The sequence below is a fragment of the Sphingomonas sp. 179-I 2A4 NHS genome (assembly GCF_045369135.1).
Lineage (GTDB): Bacteria > Pseudomonadota > Alphaproteobacteria > Sphingomonadales > Sphingomonadaceae > Sphingomonas.
Genome location: NZ_JBIQFL010000004.1, coordinates 176,412 through 195,996 on the forward strand (window position 1 = coordinate 176,412; position 19,585 = coordinate 195,996).

General features: G+C 67.2%; 12 protein-coding genes and 1 tRNA gene. 11 read left to right on the forward strand and 2 right to left on the reverse strand.

What is annotated here, in order from left to right:
* Genes ACH0CP_RS09500 through ACH0CP_RS09510 form a run of 3 tightly spaced genes read left to right on the forward strand, consistent with a single transcriptional unit; the run spans position 1 to position 4,570 of the window.
* On the forward strand, positions 1–1,152 hold the full coding sequence (locus tag ACH0CP_RS09500) for a TIGR03087 family PEP-CTERM/XrtA system glycosyltransferase (protein ID WP_294442434.1): 1,152 nt from the start codon (positions 1–3) through the stop codon (positions 1,150–1,152).
* Positions 1,149–2,678, forward strand: a complete 1,530-nt coding sequence (gene xrtA / locus ACH0CP_RS09505; protein ID WP_294442433.1) for an exosortase A — start codon at positions 1,149–1,151, stop codon at positions 2,676–2,678. The genes ACH0CP_RS09500 and xrtA overlap by 4 nt, the downstream gene beginning before the upstream one ends.
* Entirely contained in the window at positions 2,678–4,570 is a 1,893-nt protein-coding gene (locus tag ACH0CP_RS09510) for an XrtA/PEP-CTERM system amidotransferase (RefSeq protein ID WP_294442432.1), read from the forward strand. The genes xrtA and ACH0CP_RS09510 overlap by 1 nt, the downstream gene beginning before the upstream one ends.
* A 4-nt stretch (positions 4,571–4,574) precedes the next feature.
* Here ACH0CP_RS09510 and ACH0CP_RS09515 read toward each other — a convergent pair whose 3' ends face one another.
* Positions 4,575–6,266: a M1 family metallopeptidase gene (locus ACH0CP_RS09515; protein WP_406875648.1), complete on the reverse strand. Its 1,692-nt coding sequence runs from the start codon at positions 6,264–6,266 to the stop codon at positions 4,575–4,577.
* 84 nt (positions 6,267–6,350) lie between these two features.
* Here ACH0CP_RS09515 and lon point away from each other — a divergent pair, with 84 nt between their 5' ends.
* The 5 genes from lon (at position 6,351) to ACH0CP_RS09540 (ending at position 14,101) form a co-directional block, all read left to right on the forward strand.
* Positions 6,351–8,747 carry an endopeptidase La gene (lon, locus tag ACH0CP_RS09520; RefSeq protein ID WP_406875646.1) on the forward strand — a complete coding sequence of 799 codons (2,397 nt, stop codon included), beginning with the start codon at positions 6,351–6,353 and terminating at the stop codon, positions 8,745–8,747.
* A 159-nt stretch (positions 8,748–8,906) separates the two neighbouring features.
* Positions 8,907–9,179 (forward strand): HU family DNA-binding protein, encoded by a 273-nt coding sequence (locus ACH0CP_RS09525; RefSeq protein WP_406875645.1) that lies wholly within the window; start codon positions 8,907–8,909, stop codon positions 9,177–9,179.
* Between the two features lie 64 nt (positions 9,180–9,243).
* Positions 9,244–9,318, forward strand: a tRNA-Val gene (locus tag ACH0CP_RS09530).
* 259 nt (positions 9,319–9,577) lie between these two features.
* The gene (locus ACH0CP_RS09535; protein ID WP_406875643.1) at positions 9,578–11,194 is read left to right on the forward strand and encodes a hypothetical protein; all 1,617 of its coding nucleotides are present in this window, start codon (positions 9,578–9,580) and stop codon (positions 11,192–11,194) included.
* Between the two features lie 96 nt (positions 11,195–11,290).
* Positions 11,291–14,101: a TonB-dependent receptor domain-containing protein gene (locus ACH0CP_RS09540; protein WP_294443706.1), complete on the forward strand. Its 2,811-nt coding sequence runs from the start codon at positions 11,291–11,293 to the stop codon at positions 14,099–14,101.
* A gap of 61 nt (positions 14,102–14,162) precedes the next feature.
* Here ACH0CP_RS09540 and ACH0CP_RS09545 read toward each other — a convergent pair whose 3' ends face one another.
* Positions 14,163–14,825 (reverse strand): prolyl hydroxylase family protein, encoded by a 663-nt coding sequence (locus tag ACH0CP_RS09545; RefSeq protein ID WP_406875641.1) that lies wholly within the window; start codon positions 14,823–14,825, stop codon positions 14,163–14,165.
* 118 nt (positions 14,826–14,943) lie between these two features.
* On the opposite strand from ACH0CP_RS09545, the gene ACH0CP_RS09550 reads away from it, so the two are divergent.
* The 3 genes from ACH0CP_RS09550 to ACH0CP_RS09560 all read left to right on the forward strand — a co-directional run bounded on the left by ACH0CP_RS09550 (position 14,944) and on the right by ACH0CP_RS09560 (position 19,563).
* Positions 14,944–15,783 carry a type II secretion system protein N gene (locus tag ACH0CP_RS09550; RefSeq protein ID WP_294443704.1) on the forward strand — a complete coding sequence of 280 codons (840 nt, stop codon included), beginning with the start codon at positions 14,944–14,946 and terminating at the stop codon, positions 15,781–15,783.
* The gene (gene gspD / locus ACH0CP_RS09555) at positions 15,780–17,969 is read left to right on the forward strand and encodes a type II secretion system secretin GspD (protein ID WP_294443703.1); all 2,190 of its coding nucleotides are present in this window, start codon (positions 15,780–15,782) and stop codon (positions 17,967–17,969) included. The genes ACH0CP_RS09550 and gspD overlap by 4 nt, the downstream gene beginning before the upstream one ends.
* 91 nt (positions 17,970–18,060) lie before the next feature.
* Entirely contained in the window at positions 18,061–19,563 is a 1,503-nt protein-coding gene (locus ACH0CP_RS09560) for a GspE/PulE family protein (protein WP_406875680.1), read from the forward strand.
* The last annotated feature ends 22 nt before the right edge of the window (positions 19,564–19,585 follow it).

Consider the following 19,585-nt stretch of genomic DNA (forward strand, 5'->3'; position numbering starts at 1 on the left):
GTGGAAATCCTGTTTCTGGCGCACCGCGCGCCCTTTCCGCCGGATCGCGGTGACCGGATCCGCAGCTACAACGTCCTGCGGTACCTGAGCGCGCGCGCGCGCGTTCACCTCGTCGCCTTCACTGATGATGAAGCGGGGATGAGCGCGCAGGATGCCGCGATGGTTGACGAATGCGTGCTGGTACCGCGGCGCAAATCGCAGGCGCGCGCCGCGGTAGAGGCCTTGGCGAAGGGCGAACCAGTTTCGCTCGCCGCGTTTCGCGATCACCGGGTCAGCGCTGCAGTCAACGACCTGCTTGCGCGGCGGCAGATCCACGCGATCTACGTCTTCTCCGGCCAGATGGCGCAATATATCCCCGCGACAGGCCCTCGCGCTGTCATGGACTTCGTCGATCGCGATTCAGCCAAGTTCGCCGCCTATGCGGCGGACGCGCGCGGCCCGATGCGCTGGATGATGCGGCGCGAGGCGCGCCTCCTTGCTGAGGTCGAGCGTGAGGTTGCCGCGCGCGTTCACGCCAGCTTGTTCGTCAGCGCCCCCGAAGCGGCCTTGCTGCCGGGGAGCCGGGTGCTGGAGAATGGCATCGACAGCACCTTCTACGATCCCGCGACGCTGCCGGTTGCTGCACCGCGGCCGTTGATCGTCTTCACCGGCCAGATGGATTATCGCCCCAACGTGGAGGCGGTGACCTGGTTCGCGCGAGACGTGCTGCCGTGCATTTCGGGCGCGCACTTCGCCATTGTGGGGCGGGCGCCAACAGCGGCCGTGCGCGGACTTGCCGCCACAAACGTGACGGTCACTGGCGAAGTGCCTGACGTGCGCGGCTGGCTTGCCGCGGCAGACGTGGTCGTGGCGCCGCTCAAGCTGGCACGTGGAATCCAGAACAAGGTGCTTGAGGCAATGGCGATGGGTCGCCCTGTGGTGGCAAGCCCCGCCGCGGCCGAAGGGATCGACCACGCCGATACGATCCGTGTTGCGGCCAGTGCTTCGGAGTTCGCAGCGGCAGTCGGCCGGCTGATTGCCGATCGCGCGGGCGCTACGAGGCTTGGCGAGGCGGCCCGAGCTCAGGCAATCGCGCGCTATGGCTGGGAAGCCCGACTCGCGCCGCTCGACGATTTGCTTGGGCTCCCAAAACTGACAAGCGAAACCGCATGACGCTGGCGATCGCTCGCACGGATACGATCGCGCCCGCGACGTGGCGTCGCCATCTCGGCGCGTTGGCAGCAGTTAGCGCGGTTATCCTGCTGCTGTTCCACCGTGATGTTGCCGCGCTGCTGACCCTTTGGTGGACCAGTACCACCTACGGCCATTGTCTGTTCATTGCCCCGGTGGTCGTTTGGCTGGTGTGGACTCGGCGTGAGGAGTTGTCGCAGCTTCCTCCGCGAGCCTGGTGGCCGGGCCTTGCTGTTGTCGTGACAGGAGGGTTTGGCTGGCTGCTCGGGGAAGCGGCCGGCGTCGCCTTCGCGCGGCAGTTCGGCCTTGTCGTGATGCTGCAAGGAGCCGTGATCACGATCCTCGGGCCGCATGTCGCGCGCGGGCTTACCTTCCCACTGATCTTCGGCTTCTTCATGGTGCCGTTTGGCGAGTGGCTGGAGCCGCCGTTGCAGAGCATCACCGTCGCAATGGTGATGCCGCTGCTTCATCTGTTCGGCGTGCCGGCCGAGGTGGACGGCGTGCTGATCCGTGCTGGTCGCTACTGGTTCGAGGTGGCGGAGGCGTGTTCGGGTTCCAAGTTCGTCCTGTCGATGCTTGCCTTCGGCGTACTCGTTGCAAACACCTGTTTTCGCTCCTGGCGGCGGCGAGCGGCGTTCATGGCCGTGTCGCTGGTCGTGCCGGTGCTGGCCAACGGCGTGCGCGCCTTCGGGACGATCTATGCCGCGGACCTCACCAGCCTGGAAGCGGCGACGGGCTTTGACCACATCGTCTATGGCTGGATCTTCTTCGCGCTGGTGATGGCGGTGGTGATGGCAGGGGCGTGGCGCTGGTTCGACCGCGCGCCTGACGATCCCGCTTTCGATCCGGCCGCGCTGCCGCCACCGCGGCGACATACGCTGGCGCTTGCCCCCGCTGCCCTGATGGTGCTGGCAACCGTGGCGATCTTCCCAAGTTGGGCCGGGGCGATTGCTGGGCGCAGTCAGCCGCTGCCGCAGCAACTGGCGCTGCCGGAGGTGCCCGGCTGGGCGCGCGCACCACTCAGTAGCGACGCGCCCTGGCAGCCCTTCTACCCCGACGCCGATCACAGGCTGTTCGGCCGCTATGTGGATGGCGCCGGCAATGCCGTGGATCTCGGCATTGCGGTGTTTGCCGAGCAGCATGAGGGAAAGGAAGTCGTGACGTATGGCACCGGTGTGCTGCGTGAGGGCGATCGATGGGTCCGGGTTGCCGATTTGCCGCGGATCGATGGCGGCGCGGCGGTTCGGATCACCGCGCCGGGCACCGATGGCAGACCGGTGGAGCGCGTGGTTGCGACGTGGTACCGCGCCGGCGGAACCGTGACTGACCGACCGATCATCGTCAAACTCGCTACCCTCAACGCTCGGCTTCTGGGCGCGGAGCCGGCTGCTGTCGCGCTTCATCTGTCCGCCGAGAAGCAGCCGGGCCGTGATCCCGTGGTGGCCATTGCGCGCTTTCGTGCAGCGCTTGGCCCGATCGACGACGCCACCGCGCGGGTCACGCGCTGATGTGCGGGCTCGCCGGGCTCTATTATCCCGAGACTCCTAAGCCCGTTGATCCCGCCCGGATCCGCGCGATGACCGATGCCATGGCGGTGCGTGGGCCGGATGGGGAGGGCGTGTGGACCGCGCCTGGCGTTGGCCTTGGCCATCGGCGGCTGTCTATCATCGACCTGGAAGGCTCACCGCAGCCGATGCACGACGGAAGCGGCGCGCTGTCGGTTCTCTTCAACGGTTGCATCTACAATTACCAGGAGTTGCGCGAAGAACTGGGCGCCAAGGGCTGGGCATTCCGTACCGCCGGCGACACCGAGGTGCTGCTCGCCGCTTGGGCTGCCTGGGGCCCGGCGATGCTCGATCGGCTGAACGGCATGTTCGCCTTCGTCATCCATGATGCGCGTACGCAGCGGCTGTTCATGGCGCGGGATCGGCTGGGGATCAAACCGCTGCATTATGCGCGGCTGGCGGACGGCGCGCTGGCGTTTGCATCCGAGCTGAAGGGGCTGATCGCCCACCCGCTGCTCCGCCGCGTTCCCGACGTTCGCGCGATCGAGGATTATCTCGCCTACGGCTATGTGCCGGACGATGCCTGCATCGTTGCTGGGGTCAGCAAACTGCCCGCCGGCCATTATCTGCTGATCGAGCGCGGCAAGCCGGTGCCCGCGCCAGTGCAATGGTGGGACGTTTCCTTCGCCGATCGCGCCAAGGGCTCAGCGAAGGCTCTGGGCGAGGAACTGGTCGAGCATATGCGAAGCGCCGTCCGCGCGCGCCTCGTTTCTGACGTGCCGCTGGGCGCCTTCCTTTCCGGCGGGGTGGATAGCTCGGCGGTCGTCGCGCTGATGGCCGAGGCGTCGAAGCAGGCGGTGCAGACCTGCACAATCGGATTCGACGAGGCGGGGCACGACGAGCGAAGCTATGCCGCCGCGGTCGCCGACCGGTTCCGTACCGATCACCGCGAGCGCGTGGTGCGGTCAGATGATTTCGGGCTGATCGACCGGCTGGTGTCGGCGTTCGACGAGCCCTTCGCGGATGCCTCTGCGCTCGCCACGTATCAGGTCTGCGCACTTGCCCGGGAGAAGGTGACCGTTGCCCTGTCTGGCGACGGGGCGGACGAGATCTTCGCCGGGTATCGCCGCTATCGCTTCCAGGCGGTGGAGGAGCGGGTGCGAGGGATACTGCCGGACGAATTTCGTCGCAGCGTGTTCGGGAGGCTGGGCGCAATTTATCCGAAGGCCGACTGGGCGCCGCGGCCATTGCGCGCGAAGACGACCCTGCTGGCGCTCGCCGAAGACGGGGCGGAGGCGTATGCGCGCTCCGTCGGCGTGACCACGCCGGCTACGCGCGCGATGCTGTTTACCGACGCGGCGCGGCGCGCGCTAGGCGGGCACCGGGCGGAAGACCGCTACGTTCGCGCGATGCGCGATGCGCCGGCGCGCGATGCGATCGACCGCGCGCAATATGCCGACATCAAGATCTGGCTTCCCGGGGACATCCTCACCAAGACCGATCGCACCAGCATGGCGGTCAGCCTTGAGGCGCGCGAGCCGCTGCTCGACCACCGGCTCGTCTCCTTTGCCGCGCGGTTGCCAGCGGCGATGCGGCTGCGCCGGGGGGAGGGCAAGTGGCTGATGAAGAAGGCGATGGAACGCTATCTGCCAAAGGAAGTGCTGTATCGGCCGAAGATGGGTTTCGTGACACCGGTGAGCGCCTGGTTCCGCGGCGCGCTGGCGCAGGAGGCTGAGGGGCTCGCGAAATCCCGTACACTTGCGGACACCGGATGGTTCGACATGCACGCGATTGGTAGCCTGGCGGAAGCGCATGGTGCCGGACGGTCGGAGCATGGCCGCACCTTGTGGCAGTTTGTCATGTTGGAGCGGAGCCTGAAGCGGCTTTTCGGCTGATCGCCTAGCGCCGCGCCTTCGCCTGCCAGGCCCGATAGCGTTCGACCGCTTCGGATCGGCGCAGCACGCGCGCGGCGGGATCGATCACGACATGGGTGCCAGCCGGGACGGTGAGTTCGCCGCGCCCGCCCTCCATCGTCACGCGCTCCACCCGGTTGCCGATGCGCACCTCGACCGGCATCGGGAACGGCCCGCCGGCACGCCATTCGAGCCGCAGCCTGTCGCCGTCGCGCGCCTCGACCAGTTCGGGGAGGGCGGCGCGGCGGAGGTAGGCGTCAAAGAACCAGTCGAGATTGCGGCCGGCCTCTTCCGCGACGATCTGCTGGAACTCGCGCGTCGAGGCGAAGCGGGGTGCGAAATTGCCGGGCTTGGGATCGGGTCGGCCATAGACGAGGCGGCGGGTGGCGCGGAAGAAGGCCTCGTCGCCGATCAGCCAGCGAAGGGTGTGCAGCGTCCAGGCGCCCTTGAAATATACGTCGGTTCCGGCGCCGCCGAGCGCGGGTTCGTACACTTCCTCCTCGGTCAGGAGCTTGTCGCGCACCACCGGCGCCTTGTTGGTGATCCGGTTGCGCTGCGCATCCAGCATCACGGCATAACGCGCGTCGCCTTCGCGCCACTGGCCGTAAAGCGGCTGCATGTATTGCGCGAAGCCTTCGTGCAGCCAGTAATCGTCCCAGTTCGCCGCCGTCATCTGGTTGGCGAACCATTCGTGCGCGAATTCGTGCTGGAACAGCCAGTCGAACCCCTCCGGCGCCTTGGCGTAGTTGTTGCCATAGGCGTTGATGGTTTGGTGCTCCATGCCCAGGTGGGGCGTCTCCACCACCGCCATCTTCTCGTCGGCGAAGGGATAGGGCCCGATCACCTGCTCGAAGAATTCGAGCGTCGGGGCGAACTCGTCGAACAGCGCGCGTGCTTCTGCTGCCTTGCCGGGCAAGTGCCAGTAATGAAGCGGGATCGTGTTGCCGAAGCGGCTGCGATAGCTGCCGGTGATCTCCTCATAGGGGCCCACCGCCAGCGACACCGCATAGGTATTCGGCTGGCGCGCGCGCCAGTTCCAGCGAGTGCGCCCGTCCGGCAGCACGTCGACGCCGAGGAGGCGACCGTTTGAAGGTGCCTTCAACCCCGCCGGCACGGTAATGTGGAGATCGACCGATTTGGGCTCGCCGGTCGGAAAGTCGAGGCAGGGCCACAGCAGGTCGCAGCCATAGCCCTCGGTCGTCGTCGCCACCCACGGCTTGCCGTCCGGCGTGGTGGACCAGACGATGCCGTCGTCCCATGGCGGATTAAGCGCGACGTGCGGCGTGCCGCCGTAGCTGATTCGCGCGCGCACCGTCTGCCCCGCGACCAGCGGGCGCGGCAGGGTGATCGTCAGCTGCCCATCGGGGTTCGACCAGGCATCTTTGGGCACGTCCACGTCGTCGATCGCGATCGCCGAGACCGGCAGGTTGCGATCGAGATCGATCACGAGCCGCGACAAGGGCGCGCGGGCAGTGAAGGTGAGCGTCGCCACGCCGGTGATCCGGCGCCGCTTGGGCAGCACCTCGAAGGCGAGATCGGCATGGTCGAAGACGACCGCGGTCTGCTCCGCCGGGCGGGGGCCGCCCGACTTCTGCGTTTGGGCGGTGAGCGGTGGCTCTCCCTTGGCGGGCAGAGACGCTACGGCTGCAAGCAGCAGGGCGGCGTTGATTAGCGGCACTCGGACGCTGGCCGATTGATGGAAACGACTTTAACCCCATATAAGCCGAGTATGCCGCCTGTTCGGAGCGGCACCGGAGTTTTCATGACCCAGACTTTCCCCGTTCTTCCGCTGCGCGACATCGTTGTTTTTCCACACATGATCGTGCCGCTGTTCGTCGGCCGCGACAAGTCGGTCGCCGCACTCGAAGCGGCGATGGCGGCTGACAAGGAAATTTTCCTCGTCGCCCAGCTCGATCCGGCGGAGGATGATCCCAAGGAAGACGATCTCTACGACATCGGCGTGACCGCCACGGTCCTGCAGCTGCTGAAGCTGCCCGACGGCACGGTACGCGTGCTGGTCGAAGGCAAGCAGCGCGGCCGGCTGGGCGGGCTGATCGATGCCGGCACCTATGTCACCACGGAAGTGACGCTGATCGACGAAGTGGAGGCCGAAGGGACCGAGGTTTCCGCGCTGATGCGATCGGTGATCGACCAGTTCGAGAATTACGCCAAGCTCAACCGCAAGCTGCCGGCCGAGACGGCGGTGCAGCTGGCCGAGATCGAGGACGCCTCGCGCCTCGCCGACGCGGTTGCCGGCAACATCTCGATCAAGGTGGCCGACAAGCAGGCGCTGCTGGTGGAGGGTGATCCCGCCCGCCGGCTGGAGATGGTCTATGCCTTCATGGAAGGCGAGCTCGGCGTCCTGCAGGTCGAGAAGAAGATCAAGAGCCGCGTCAAGCGCCAGATGGAGAAGACGCAGCGCGAATATTACCTCAACGAGCAGCTGAAGGCGATTCAGCGCGAGCTCGGCAACGAGGGCGAGGACGGCGAGGGCGACGAGGTCGCCGAGCTGACCCAGAAGATCGCGACGCTGAAGCTTTCCAAGGAAGCGCGCACCAAGGCGACCGCGGAGCTGAAGAAGCTGAAGACCATGGCGCCGATGAGCGCCGAGGCGACGGTGGTGCGCAACTATCTCGACGTGCTGCTCGGCCTGCCGTGGGGCAAGAAGAGCAAGCTGAAGAAGGACATCGCCGCGGCGCAGGCGATCCTCGACGAGGATCATTATGCGCTGGAAAAGGTGAAGGACCGGATCGTCGAATATCTCGCGGTTCAGGCGCGCACCAACAAGCTGAAGGGGCCGATCCTGTGCCTCGTCGGGCCGCCGGGCGTGGGCAAGACGTCGCTCGGCAAGTCGATCGCTAAGGCGACCGGGCGCGAGTTCATCCGCCAGTCGCTCGGCGGCGTGCGTGACGAGGCCGAGATCCGTGGCCACCGGCGGACGTACATTGGCTCGCTCCCCGGCAAGATCGTGACGAACCTGCGCAAGGCAGGGGCGGCGAACCCGCTGTTCCTGCTCGACGAGATCGACAAACTGGGCCAGGATTTCCGCGGCGATCCGGCATCGGCGCTGCTCGAGGTTCTGGATCCCGAGCAGAACGGCAAGTTCAACGATCACTACCTCGAGATCGACATCGATCTCAGCGACGTGATGTTCGTCTGCACGGCGAACACGCTGAACCTGCCGCAGCCGCTGCTCGACCGCATGGAGATCATCCGCCTCGAAGGCTATACCGAGGACGAGAAGGTCGAGATCGCCGAGCGTCACCTGATCGCCAAGCAGATCGAGGCGCACGGCCTGAAGGAAGGCGAGTTCACGCTGACCCCGGAAGGCCTGCGTGCGCTGATCCAGCGCTACACCCGCGAGGCGGGCGTCCGCACGCTGGAGCGCGAGATCGCCAAGCTTGCGCGCAAGGCGCTGCGCCAGATCCTGGAAAGCAAGGCGACCAGTGTGACCATCACGCCGGAGAACCTCCACGAGTTCGCGGGCGTGCAGAAGTATCGCCACGGCCTGTCCGAGGAGGAAAACCAGATCGGCGCCGTCACTGGCCTCGCCTGGACCGAAGTGGGCGGCGAGCTGCTGACGATCGAAAGCGTGACCGTGCCCGGCAAGGGCGCGATCAAGCTGACCGGCAAGCTGGGCGACGTGATGAAGGAATCGGCGGAGACGGCGATGAGCTTCATCAAGGCACGCGCGCCGTCCTACGGGATCAAGCCGAGCCTGTTCCATCGCAAGGACGTGCACGTCCACCTGCCGGAGGGCGCGGTGCCGAAGGACGGCCCGTCGGCCGGCATCGGCCTTGTCACTTGCATCGTTTCCACGCTGACCGGCGTGCCGGTGAAGAAGGAAGTGGCGATGACCGGCGAGGTCACGCTGCGCGGGCGGGTGCTGCCGATCGGCGGCCTGAAGGAAAAGATGCTTGCGGCGCTGCGCGGCGGCATCACCACGGTGCTGATCCCGCAGGAGAATGAGAAGGACCTCGCGGACATCCCGCAGAACATCAAGGATGGCCTGAAGATCATCCCAGTGACGCATGTCGACGAGGTGCTTCGCCTGGCGCTGACCGAGCCGCTGGAGGCGATCGACTGGACCGATGCGGACGAACTGGCGGCCCAGCCGCCGGCCCCGATCGCGCCGGCCGGGGGTGAACTTCACCACTAAGTCGTTCTGATTAATAGGCGCATCGACCACGGCGGTTCGTCGCAACCGCCGTGGTTTCGTTTGACAGCGCGTCGGGCAGCCGCCTTACTGGTCCGATCAGCCCATCGATGGGCCGAATCCAATTATTCACACATACGCACAGCAGACGGGGGTCCGTGCATGAACAAGCAGGAGTTGATTGCGGCCGTGGCGAACGCGTCGGGACTTGCCAAGGGCGATGCGGTCCGCGCGGTCGAGGCCGTGTTCGACACGATCACCGCGCAGCTCAAGAAGGGCGACGAGGTCCGACTGGTTGGCTTCGGCACCTTCGCGGTGTCGAAGCGCAAGGCCTCCACGGGCCGCAATCCGCGCACCGGCGAGCCGATGAGCATCAAGGCGTCGAGTCAGCCGAAGTTCAAGGCCGGCAAGGTGCTGAAGGATTCGTTGAACTGAATGTGTTTTGACGGGCTGGACAGGCGGCGACGTGCCGCCTAAAGGCCCGCTTCCGGTTCACACCGGGCGCGTAGCTCAGCGGTAGAGCACACCCTTCACACGGGTGGGGTCACAGGTTCAATCCCTGTCGCGCCCACCATATTCAGCCCCGTCGGTCACTTGACCGGCGGGGCTTTTGGTTTGCGGGCTCCATCGGCCAACCGCCGTACCGAGCGTCCCGCCGCGGCACCGGCGGCGCGTTTGTCACGCCTTCGCAACATATCCGTCACGCCGGCGTCTCCGAACCTCCACGCAGCTGTCATCGCGCGCCTCTAGCGGCGCTCTCGAAAGGCGAACGGGCAAGCGGCTCGACTCGTCTTTGGTCCGGGGGACGGGCCGACGATCAACGGGAGTGACACATGCTGAGCATCGGCCGCCGTAACCAGTTTCTCGCGGGCACCGCCTGCCTTCTGCTCGCCGCCTGCGGCGGTGCGGATGGTGTCGCCTCGCCTGGTGCCGGCAACATCGACGTGATCGTGACGCCGCCGGCGCCGACGCCCACCCCGACCGGCACGCCGACCCCGTCGCCGATCACCGCGGCGCAGTTCGCCGTGGCGACGACCGTCAACGGCGTGACGATCACGGCCGACGAGCAGCTGGCGATCGTCAATGCCGGCGCGAACAACAATGTGAACGGCGCGGCCGGGCTGAACGGCGTCTATCCCGCCAGCGCGTCATCGCTGACCGCCGCCAGCAACCCGACCTCGCTTGGCAGCTTCTTCACCGCCACCAACTTTGTCGGCGCGCTGAACGGGCCGAACGACACGTCCTTCCAGGGCTGGACCTGCAATTCGACTGCGGCGAACTTCGGCGGTGCGTCGGTCGCCTGCACGGCAGTGCCCAGCATCGGCAGCGGCGGTGCGACCGCGGCGTGCCCGGCGGGCACGGTCGATGACGGGATCGTCGCGACGTTCCGTGCGTGCCGGCTGCCGACGGTCATCTCGTCCAGCCTGTCGCTGCCGAAGATCCCGGGCGTGTTCTACCGCTTCCGCGGTCAGACCGAAGTGGGCGTGGATGTCGGCACGACCGGTGCCTCCTCGGGCGTCGTGCTGACGATCGCGCCGGGCGTGGTGCTGGCGGCGGATTCGTCGGAAGCGTCGAACGACCTCATCATCGTCAACCGTGGCAGCCGCATCAACGCAGTGGGCACGGCGGAAGCGCCGATCATCTTCACCTCGCAGCAGAACCTCAGCAGCAATGGCGTGTCGGATGCGACGCAGGGCCAGTGGGGCGGGCTGATCCTGCTCGGCCAGGCGCCGACCGCGGTGTGCGCGTCGGGCACCGGCCCGAACAATGCCGACGGCTCCAGCACGACGTGCCAGAACCCGATCGAGGGCGTGACGGGCCGCTTCTATGGCGGGCCGAACAAGGAGAGCAATTCGGGCACGCTGCAGTACGTCCAGATCCGCTACACCGGCATCGCGATCAGCGAGGGCAACGAGCTTCAGGGCCTGACGCTGGGCGGTACCGGCAGCGGCACGACGATCGATCACGTGCAGAGCCACAATTCGGCCGATGACGGGATCGAGATCTTCGGCGGCACGACGAACCTCAAGTATTTCGTCGTCACCGGCGCGGACGACGACGGCTTCGATGTCGACAACGGCTGGCGCGGCTTCATGCAGTTCATCATCGCGGCGCAGAAGGCGTCGGGCTCGACGGCGGACTCGTTCGCGACCGAGATCGACTCGAACAACGCCGAGGACCTGCTGCCGCGCACCTTCGGCCGCTATGCCAATTTCACCTTCATCCAGAGCCCGTCCTCGGCGCCGGCGGCGATCCGCCTGCGTGGCGGCGCGGACTTCGCCTTCGTCAACGGCGTGGTGAAGACGGCGTCGGGCCAGGGCTGCGTCAACATCATCGCCGGCGAGGGTTCGGGCGACAGCCGCACGACGATCCGCCCGGCGAATGCGGCGCTGCAGGATGCCGGCGCCCCGACGTTCAACTCGGTCTACTTCCAGTGCCAGGGCCGCTGAGCCAGTCACTCCCCTTGTGACGACCGCGGGCCCCGGTGATCGCCAGCATGGCGGCACCGCGGGCCCGTTCACCAATATCGACCGGAAGGCCCGATCATGCGCCAGCGCATCGCCTATTCATCCCTGCTTCTGCTGACCACCATCCTGGTGGCCCCCGCCGCGCTGGCGCAGGTCGCCCCGTCCACCGGCGCCCCGTCGACCAGCGCGCCCGCCGGTCCCGAACCGACCAGCACCACTGCCACCAGCGCGCCCGAGGTGGCCGCGGGAACGGAGCAGCAGGCGGCCGAGGTCTCGGCGCCGGGCGTCGATGCCACCTCGGGTGACGACATCGTGGTGGTGGGGCGCAACATCCCCAATTCTATCCGCTCGACCGCGCAGGTCATCAGCGTGCTGTCCACGGCGGATATCGCGCGGACCGGCGAGGGCGACATCGCCGGGGCGCTGACGCGCGTCACCGGGCTGTCGGTGGTCGGCAACGGCTATGTCTTCGTGCGCGGGCTTGGCGATCGCTATTCCTCGGCGCTGCTCAACGGCTCGCCGCTGCCGAGCCCCGAGCCGCTGCGCCGCACGGTGCCGCTCGACATCTTCCCGACCAGCATCGTCGGCTCCGCGCTGGTGCAGAAGACCTATTCGGTGAACTATCCCGGCGAGTTCGGCGGGGGCGTGATCAACCTCACCACCAAGGCGATCCCGGACGAGAATTACGTCACCATCGGTGCGTCGGGCGGGATCGACACGGTGACGACCGGAAAGCTCGGCTACACCTATTACGGATCCAAGTCGGACTGGCTCGGCTATGACTCCGGCACCCGCAAGGTGCCCGCGTTCATCCGCAACGCGCCGTTCGGCAATGGCGTGATCCCGACCGCGCAGGTGGCGCAGCTCTCCAATGCGCGCACCACCTTGCTGCAGCAGAATTTCGACATTCCGGCGAACTGGTCGGGGGACCTCAACCTCGGCCTCGTCGGTGACCTCGGCGCGGGGCGGATCGGCATGATCGCCACTGGCAGCGTCTCGAACACGTGGCGCACGCGTGACACGACGCAGCAGGACACCGTCACCGCGACGGGCGCGCTGCGCAACGACTTCGATACCGTGATCACGGACAATCGCGCGGTGGTGAACGGCCTGCTCGGCTTCGGTTACGAATTCGACGAGAACCGCATCCGCTGGACCAACGTCTATATCCACGACACGCTGAAGCAGGGCCGAGCATCCGCCGCGACGGTGTTCAACAATTCGTCGGGCAACCCGATCTTCCAGCAGAACACCAACTGGTTCGAACGGCAGCTGATCGAGACGCAGCTGGTGGGCGAGTTCAAGCCGATCGACGATTTCTCGATCGACGTGCGCGGCGCCTATGCCAATTCGAAACGCAATTCGCCGTACGAGCGGCAGTTCATCTATAACTGCAACACCAGCCTCGACGTGCGGCCGAGCCAGCCGGGCAGCGTGCCGGGCGTGGGCGCGATCATGTGCCCCGGCGTGTGGCAGGCGACCAACGCCTTCGACCGCTTCGCCACCGTGGTGTTCAGCGAGCTCAACGAGGATCTCTACTCGGGCCAGGCGGACCTGACGTACAAGCTGTCGACCGAGCGGCCGTTCACGCTGTCGGCGGGCTATTATTATTCGCAGAACGAGCGCACGTCGCTGCGCCTGCCGTTCACGTACCAGACGACCACGGGTGGGGCGATCCCGTTCCCGTGCAACCTGTTCCGGCCCGACTATCTGCTGTCGCCGGACGTGCTGAACGGCTGCCCGGTGGCGACGAGCGGCAGCCAGGCTGAGAATGCGGTGCAGCTGCGCTTCGACTCCGGCCTGAACGGCTCCTACGCCTATGACGCGAGCCTCAAGATCCACGCCGGCTATGTCCAGGCCGAGGCCGAGGCGATCGACGGCGTGCGCGCGATCGTGGGTGTGCGCTACGAAACGGCGAAGCAGCAAGTGACGCCGATCGGCGCGACCTCGACGCGGCTCAACAACGATTACTGGTTGCCCGCCGCGACGCTGACGTGGAACTTCGCACCCGACATGCAGCTGCGCGTTGCGGCGGCGAAGACGATCGCGCGGCCGCAATTCCGCGAGCTTGCCCCCCAGGCGTTCCGCGATTTCGAATCCGACCGCCTGTTCTTCGGCAACCCGCTGCTGCGCGATTCGACGCTCTACAACCTCGAGGCGCGCTACGAATGGTTCTTCGACCGTGACCAGCGGCTGACGGCGGCGGGCTTCTACAAGGAGATCAACCGGCCGATCGAGCAGGTGGGCTTCTACCCGACGCCCGACGCGCGGCTGCAGACCGGCTTTACCTATCTGCCCAAGGCCACCTTGTGGGGCGGCGAGATCGAGATGCAGAAATACGTGCCGCTCGATTTCATCAACGGCGACTGGGCCGGCAAGCGCCTGGTGGTGATCGCAAACTATACCTACACCCAGTCCAAGATTACCGCGAACAGCCAGTGCGTGCCGAGCGTGCTGGGCGTGACGCTGGGCGGGTGCGGCGACGGGTTCGCGCCGGCGAACCTCCAGTTCCGTGACGGCGCGCCGCTGACCGGCCAGTCCGACCATCTCGTCAATCTCCAGCTCGGCTACGAGGACAAGGAGAACGAGATGCAGGCGACGTTCCTGTTCAACTATGCCAGCAACCGCGTGACGAACCGTGGGCCCTCGCTGCTGACGGGCGTCGGCTTCCAGCCGGACATCATCGAGAAGCCGGGAATCCGGCTGGATTTCGTGGCGCGCCAGACGGTCGACTTCCTTGGCCAGCGGGTGGAGCTGAAGGGCGAGGCGCGCAACCTGACGGGCACGAAGTACCAGGAGTTCCAGACCTTCGCGGACGGGCAACGGGTGTTCATCAACCGCTACAACCAGGGCCGGTTGCTGACGCTGGGCGCCAGCATCACCTTCTAGGAGGTGCTTCCATCCCCGGCCCAGCGGCAGCCCGAGCGGGTGCCGCCGGGCTCGGCGCGTCTCAGCCCCACGGCTTCTCGCGAAACCATTTGGTGATGATGTACTTGGTGCCGGCGCGCACCTTCATCCCGTGATGGATGGTGGCGGGGTTGGGCGAACCATCGGCGCGTCGGTTGTTCCACGCCACCAGCTTGCCGGTTTGGGGCTGGATCGTCTTTTCGATCGTCTTGAAGCGGGTGGCGCCGCCGGCCTCCGGCTCGTTGAGGTAGATCATCACCGTCCAGGTGCGGTTGCCGGCCACGGCGCAGAAGCGGTGGAAGTCGACCCCGTTGGGCTCGAAATAGTCGGTATGCGCCTTGAACTCCTGCCCGGGCGCATAGCGCTGGCCCTGCGGCGGCTCGCCGAACATCGGGTGGAGCCCCGTCGCGGCGCCAATCGCCGCCTCCACCTGCTGCACGACCGGGTCGGCGGCGTCGAGATCGCAGGTCTCGCTGGTACGGAAGGCGGCATCGCCATTGGCGTCTGCGATCGTGGAGGGACGGCGGTTCGCGTCGATCAGCGCGACCAGCGCAGCGCAGGTCTCGGCATCGAGGAAGCCGCGCTTCATGAACAGGCTGACCTTGGGGCTCGGCACCCGCTGGATGCCGGGGTGCGCGGCCAGCTGGGCGATCACCGCGGCCTCGTCCAGGCCGGACAGGGCGGGGTCAATGAGCGATGTGTCCATGGTGGCCATTCTGCCAAGGCGAATGATGGCTCACCAGCCTCGGAAATATTACACTTCCTTGCAATGCCGCTGTAACATCACCGACATAGCGGCGGCAGGGGCGGGAATTGGCAGGTCCATGCGATTGAGTTTCGACGCTCGTGCGCGGGCGCTTCTGCGGCGGATGCCCGCCGTCAACGTCTATTCGCTGGCCGAGCTGGTTCTGCTTGGCGTGCTTGCCGTGCAATGCGCGCGGCTGGTGTGGACGGTGCTGACCCCGGTGTCGCCGCTGGGGGACTGGCGGCCTGCCGGGGTGACTCTGCCGGCCGCGCCGGGCGAGGTGCTGCGTGGGTTCGATCCGTTCTATCGCATCGGGGGCACGCAGGGCGGCCCGGCGGTGGTCACCTCGCTCCAGCTCAAGCTGTTCGGCACGCGCATCGACGAGGCAATGGGCCGCGGCTCGGCGATCCTCGCCGGGCCTGACGGGGTGCAGAAGAGCATCGCGGTGGGAGAAGAGATCATTCCGGGCGTGGTGCTGAGGGAAGTCGCGTTCGATCATGTGACGATCGAGCGCGGCGGGGTGCGCGAGGATTTGTTCCTCGATCAATCGGCCGGGGCGGCGGGCGCCGGGGCTGCGCTGCCGGTGTCGGACGGCGGATCGTTCGCGTCCGAGCCGGTGCAGGCCGGGGCGGGCGGCATCACCGTGCAGCAGTTCCAGGACGATATCGGCTTCGTTCCACGCGTCGAAGGAGGCCGGATCAACGGCCTTGTCGTTCGGCCGCAGGGCACGGGCGCGGCGTTCCGCGCCGCAGGCTTGCGCGAAGGCGACATCATCATCGAAATCGGGGGGCGGCCGGTGCAGGGGCCGTCCGACGTGGAGCGGCTCGCCGCGCAATTTAGCGGGGGTGGCACCTTGACGATGACGGTGAACCGGGGCGGGCAGAGCCTGCCGCTGAGCGTGCAGGTGGCCGGCCGATGAAGCGATTGCTGTTAGCGCCGGCACTGGCGCTCGTCCTGGCGACGCAGGCCGCGGCGCAGACGACGCTGAACGTGCGGGACGCGGATATCCGCGCCTTCATCGCCGATGCCGCCAAGGTGACGGGACGCACCTTCATCATCGACAGCCGGGTGCAGGGCAAGGTGACGGTGGTGACCGACCGGCCGCTCAGCCGCTCGGAATATTTCGAGGTGTTCCTCTCCACGTTGCGCGCCAACGGGCTGGTCACGGTGCCCACCGCGACCGGTGCGCTGCGCGTCCAGCCGATCGAGAATGCCGCCGCCCAGCCCGGGCGGGTCGGCAGCGCCGGCGCCGCGCGCAACCAGTTCGTGACGGAAATCGTCCGCCTGTCAGCGGTCGATGCGCAATCGGCGGTCGATACGGTGCGGCCGCTCGTGTCGCCGCAAGGCTCGGTCAGCGCCAATCGCGGCGGCAACTCGATCGTCATCGCGGATTTTGCCGACAACGTCCGCCGCGTGCGCGAAGTGCTTCGCCGGATCGATACCGACAATAATTCGACGCGCGTGATTGCTTTGAAGAACGCCGGCGCGCGCGATATCGCCACGGCGCTGCAAGGGCTGGTGGGCACGCCGGCGCAGGGATCGACGCAGACGACCAGCGTGGTGGCAGTGGAAGGCGCCAATTCGATCGCGCTGCGCGGCGATCCGTCGACGGTCGCGCGGCTGGCGCAGGTTGCGCTCGATCTCGATCAGAAGGCGAAGAGCGGCACCGAAATCCGCGTCGTGTTCCTGGAGAACGCCGATGCCGCGCAGCTCCTGCCAGTGCTTCAGCAACTCGTCGGCCAAACCCCTGATTCCGTGCCGCAAACGACGCTGAGCCAGTCGAACTTCGGCACCAGTGCCAATGGCGGCAGCGGCACCGGCCAGCCTAGCATCGGCGGCGGCGGCGCCAGCCAGCAGCAGAGCCAGGCGGCCCCGGGCGGCGGCGCGAGCGGCCAGGCGGCGGTGCAGGCGCAGGGGGGCAGGGCGCCCGCCGTGGTCACCCGCTTCGTCGGCGCCAATGCGATCGTCATCGCCGCCCCGGCCGATATCCAGCGGCAGCTGGCCGAGGTCGTGCGCCAGCTCGATACGCGGCGCGAGCAAGTGCTGGTCGAGGCGATCGTCGCCGAAGTTTCCGACCAGACGGCGAGCCGGCTCGGCTTCCAGTTCCTGCTCGGCAGCCTTTCCGGCGGCGCGTTCGGCGCGACTAGCTTTTCCAATTCGGCGCCGAACCTGCTTTCGATCGCCGGGGCGATCGGGGCTCGGAGCCTGGCGACGACGACCACCACGGTGAATGGCACCACCACGACGACGACCACCGACAATTCGATCAGCGATGCGCTGGCGCAGCAGGCGGTCAGCTCGATCCTGGGCGCTGGGGGTGGCTTCGGCGGGTTCGGCGGCAATATCGGCGGGGACACGATCTTCGGCGCGATCATCAACGCGGTGAAGAGCGACACGACGTCGAACCTGCTGCAGGCACCCAGCCTCATCACGCTCGACAACCAGGAAGCGCGCATTCTTGTTGGCCAGGAAATCCCGATCACCACGGGCCAGGCATTGAGCCAGAATTTCGACAATGCCTTTCGCACCGTGCAGCGCGAGAATGTCGGCATCCAGCTGGAAGTGCGGCCGCAGGTGAATTCCTCCGGCTCGATCAAGCTGTTCCTCCACCAGCAGGTGAGCTCGATCGCCGGGCCCGTCAGCGACGACAATTCGGATCTCATCCTCAACAAGCGCGAGGTGGAGACGACGCTGACCGTGGACGACGGGCAGATCGCGATCATCGGCGGCCTGCTGAGCGACGACGAGCGCCGCACGCTGGAGAAGCTGCCGTTCCTCGGGGACATTCCGGTGCTGGGCAATCTCTTCCGCTCCAAGGGCCGGCAGCGGACGAAGACGAACCTCATGGTGTTCATCCGCCCGACGATCCTGCGCACGCCGCAGGACACGCGCCGCGTGACCGAGCAACGTTACGGATATCTCAGGCTGGAGCAGGGGGTGCAGGATCCCGGCCGCGAGCCCTCGATCGACCAGCTGGTGCGCGATTACATGGGCGCCGCCCCGCCGATCCCCAGCGCGCCGGTGCCGGGGAATATCGAGGACCCGCGCGTGAACGTGCCTGTGCAACGCAATTCCACCGTCACGATCAAGCGGCGCGGCAATTGATCGCGCGCGCGCCTTGGTGCTTGATCGTGCGCGCAGGCCGGGGCGGGGCGTGAGCGATCCGTTGCCGCTGCCGATCGCGGGGGCGCAGCCGCTGCCGGAGCCGGTGTTGCGGCTGGGCGCGGAGCTGGAGGCGGAGGCGCTTGCGCCCGTCGCGCTTCCCTATGCCTTCGCGCGCAAGTTCGGCGTGACGCTGTCAGGCGAGGGCGTTGCGCTGCGTGAAGGGGCAGACCCGCGCGCACTGATCGAGGTGCGCCGCGTGCTTGGCCGCCCGTTCGATGTGACGGTGCTGGAGCCCGCTGCCTTCGACCGGCTGCTGGGTGACAATTACGCGATGGACGGGCAGGCGACCGCGCTCGCCGCGGTTGGCATGGGCGACGAGCTCGACCTGCTCGCCGACGGCATCCCGACCGCCGAGGACCTGCTCGATACGGCGGACGATGCACCCGCTATCCGCCTGATCAACGGCGTGATCGCCGACGCGGCCCGCCACGACGTGTCCGACATCCATATCGAGCCGTATGAGAGCGGCCTCGTCGTGCGGATGCGGATCGACGGTGTGCTTCGCGAGACACTGCGCATGCCGCCGCATGTCGCGCCCGTCGTCGTCAGCCGGATCAAGGTGATGGCGCGGCTCGACATCGCCGAGCGGCGCGTGCCGCAGGACGGGCGCATGGGGCTGACGCTGGGCGGCAAGCTGCTCGACGTGCGCGTCTCCACGCTGCCGAACCGCGCGGGCGAGCGCGTGGTGCTGCGTATCCTCGACAAGGACAAGGCGGGGATCGACCTGAACGCGCTGGGCATGGATCCGCGGATGCACGGCATGCTCGACGCGGCGATCCATGAGCCGAACGGCATCGTCCTCGTCACCGGCCCGACCGGCAGCGGCAAGACCACGACGCTCTACGCCGCGCTGCGCATGCTGAACGATGGCAGCCGCAACATCCTGACCGTCGAGGACCCGGTCGAATATGCCGTCGACGGCGTCGGTCAGATGCAGGTCAACGCGAAGGTGGGACTCACCTTTGCCGCCGGCCTCCGCGCGATCCTGCGCCAGGATCCGGACGTGGTGATGGTGGGCGAAATCCGCGATCGCGAGACGGCGGAGATCGCAGTGCAGGCCTCGCTGACCGGGCATCTGGTGCTGTCCACCGTCCATACCAATGACGCCGTGGGCGCGATTACCCGCATGCGCGACATGGGCGTGGAGCCGTTCCTGCTCGCCTCCACCTTGCGCGCGGTGATCGCGCAGCGGCTGGTGCGGCGGCTGTGCCCGGAATGCCGTCGCGCGGTTCCGGCTGGGGACACGGTGGCGTCGCTGTTGGGCATCGCGCGCGAGGTCACGGTGTACGAACCGGTGGGCTGCGCGGAATGCAACGGCACCGGCTTCAAAGGCCGCGTCGGCGTGTTCGAGGCGATCCGCATCGACGAGACGGTGCGGCGGCTGATCAACGACGGCGCGGACGAGACGGCGATCGCTGCGCACGCCTTCACGCGCGGCGAAACGCTCGCGGCGGCGGCCAGGCGCATGGTGGAACAGGGCGTGACGACGCCGGAGGAAGCGGTGCGCGTGTCGCGCCGTGACAGCGATGGCTGATCGCAACGCTTCCGGCTGCGGC

Bases quoted from the DNA above. Each gene is read 5' to 3' on its own strand.
- xrtA (WP_294442433.1), top strand. From the start codon at position 1,149: ATGACGCTGGCGATCGCTCGCACGGATACGATCGCGCCCGCGACGTGG.
- ACH0CP_RS09510 (WP_294442432.1), top strand. From the start codon at position 2,678: ATGTGCGGGCTCGCCGGGCTCTATTATCCCGAGACTCCTAAGCCCGTT.
- lon (WP_406875646.1), top strand. From the start codon at position 6,351: ATGACCCAGACTTTCCCCGTTCTTCCGCTGCGCGACATCGTTGTTTTT.
- ACH0CP_RS09525 (WP_406875645.1), top strand. From the start codon at position 8,907: ATGAACAAGCAGGAGTTGATTGCGGCCGTGGCGAACGCGTCGGGACTT.
- ACH0CP_RS09535 (WP_406875643.1), top strand. From the start codon at position 9,578: ATGCTGAGCATCGGCCGCCGTAACCAGTTTCTCGCGGGCACCGCCTGC.
- ACH0CP_RS09540 (WP_294443706.1), top strand. From the start codon at position 11,291: ATGCGCCAGCGCATCGCCTATTCATCCCTGCTTCTGCTGACCACCATC.
- ACH0CP_RS09545 (WP_406875641.1), bottom strand. From the start codon at position 14,825: ATGGACACATCGCTCATTGACCCCGCCCTGTCCGGCCTGGACGAGGCC.
- ACH0CP_RS09550 (WP_294443704.1), top strand. From the start codon at position 14,944: ATGCGATTGAGTTTCGACGCTCGTGCGCGGGCGCTTCTGCGGCGGATG.
- gspD (WP_294443703.1), top strand. From the start codon at position 15,780: ATGAAGCGATTGCTGTTAGCGCCGGCACTGGCGCTCGTCCTGGCGACG.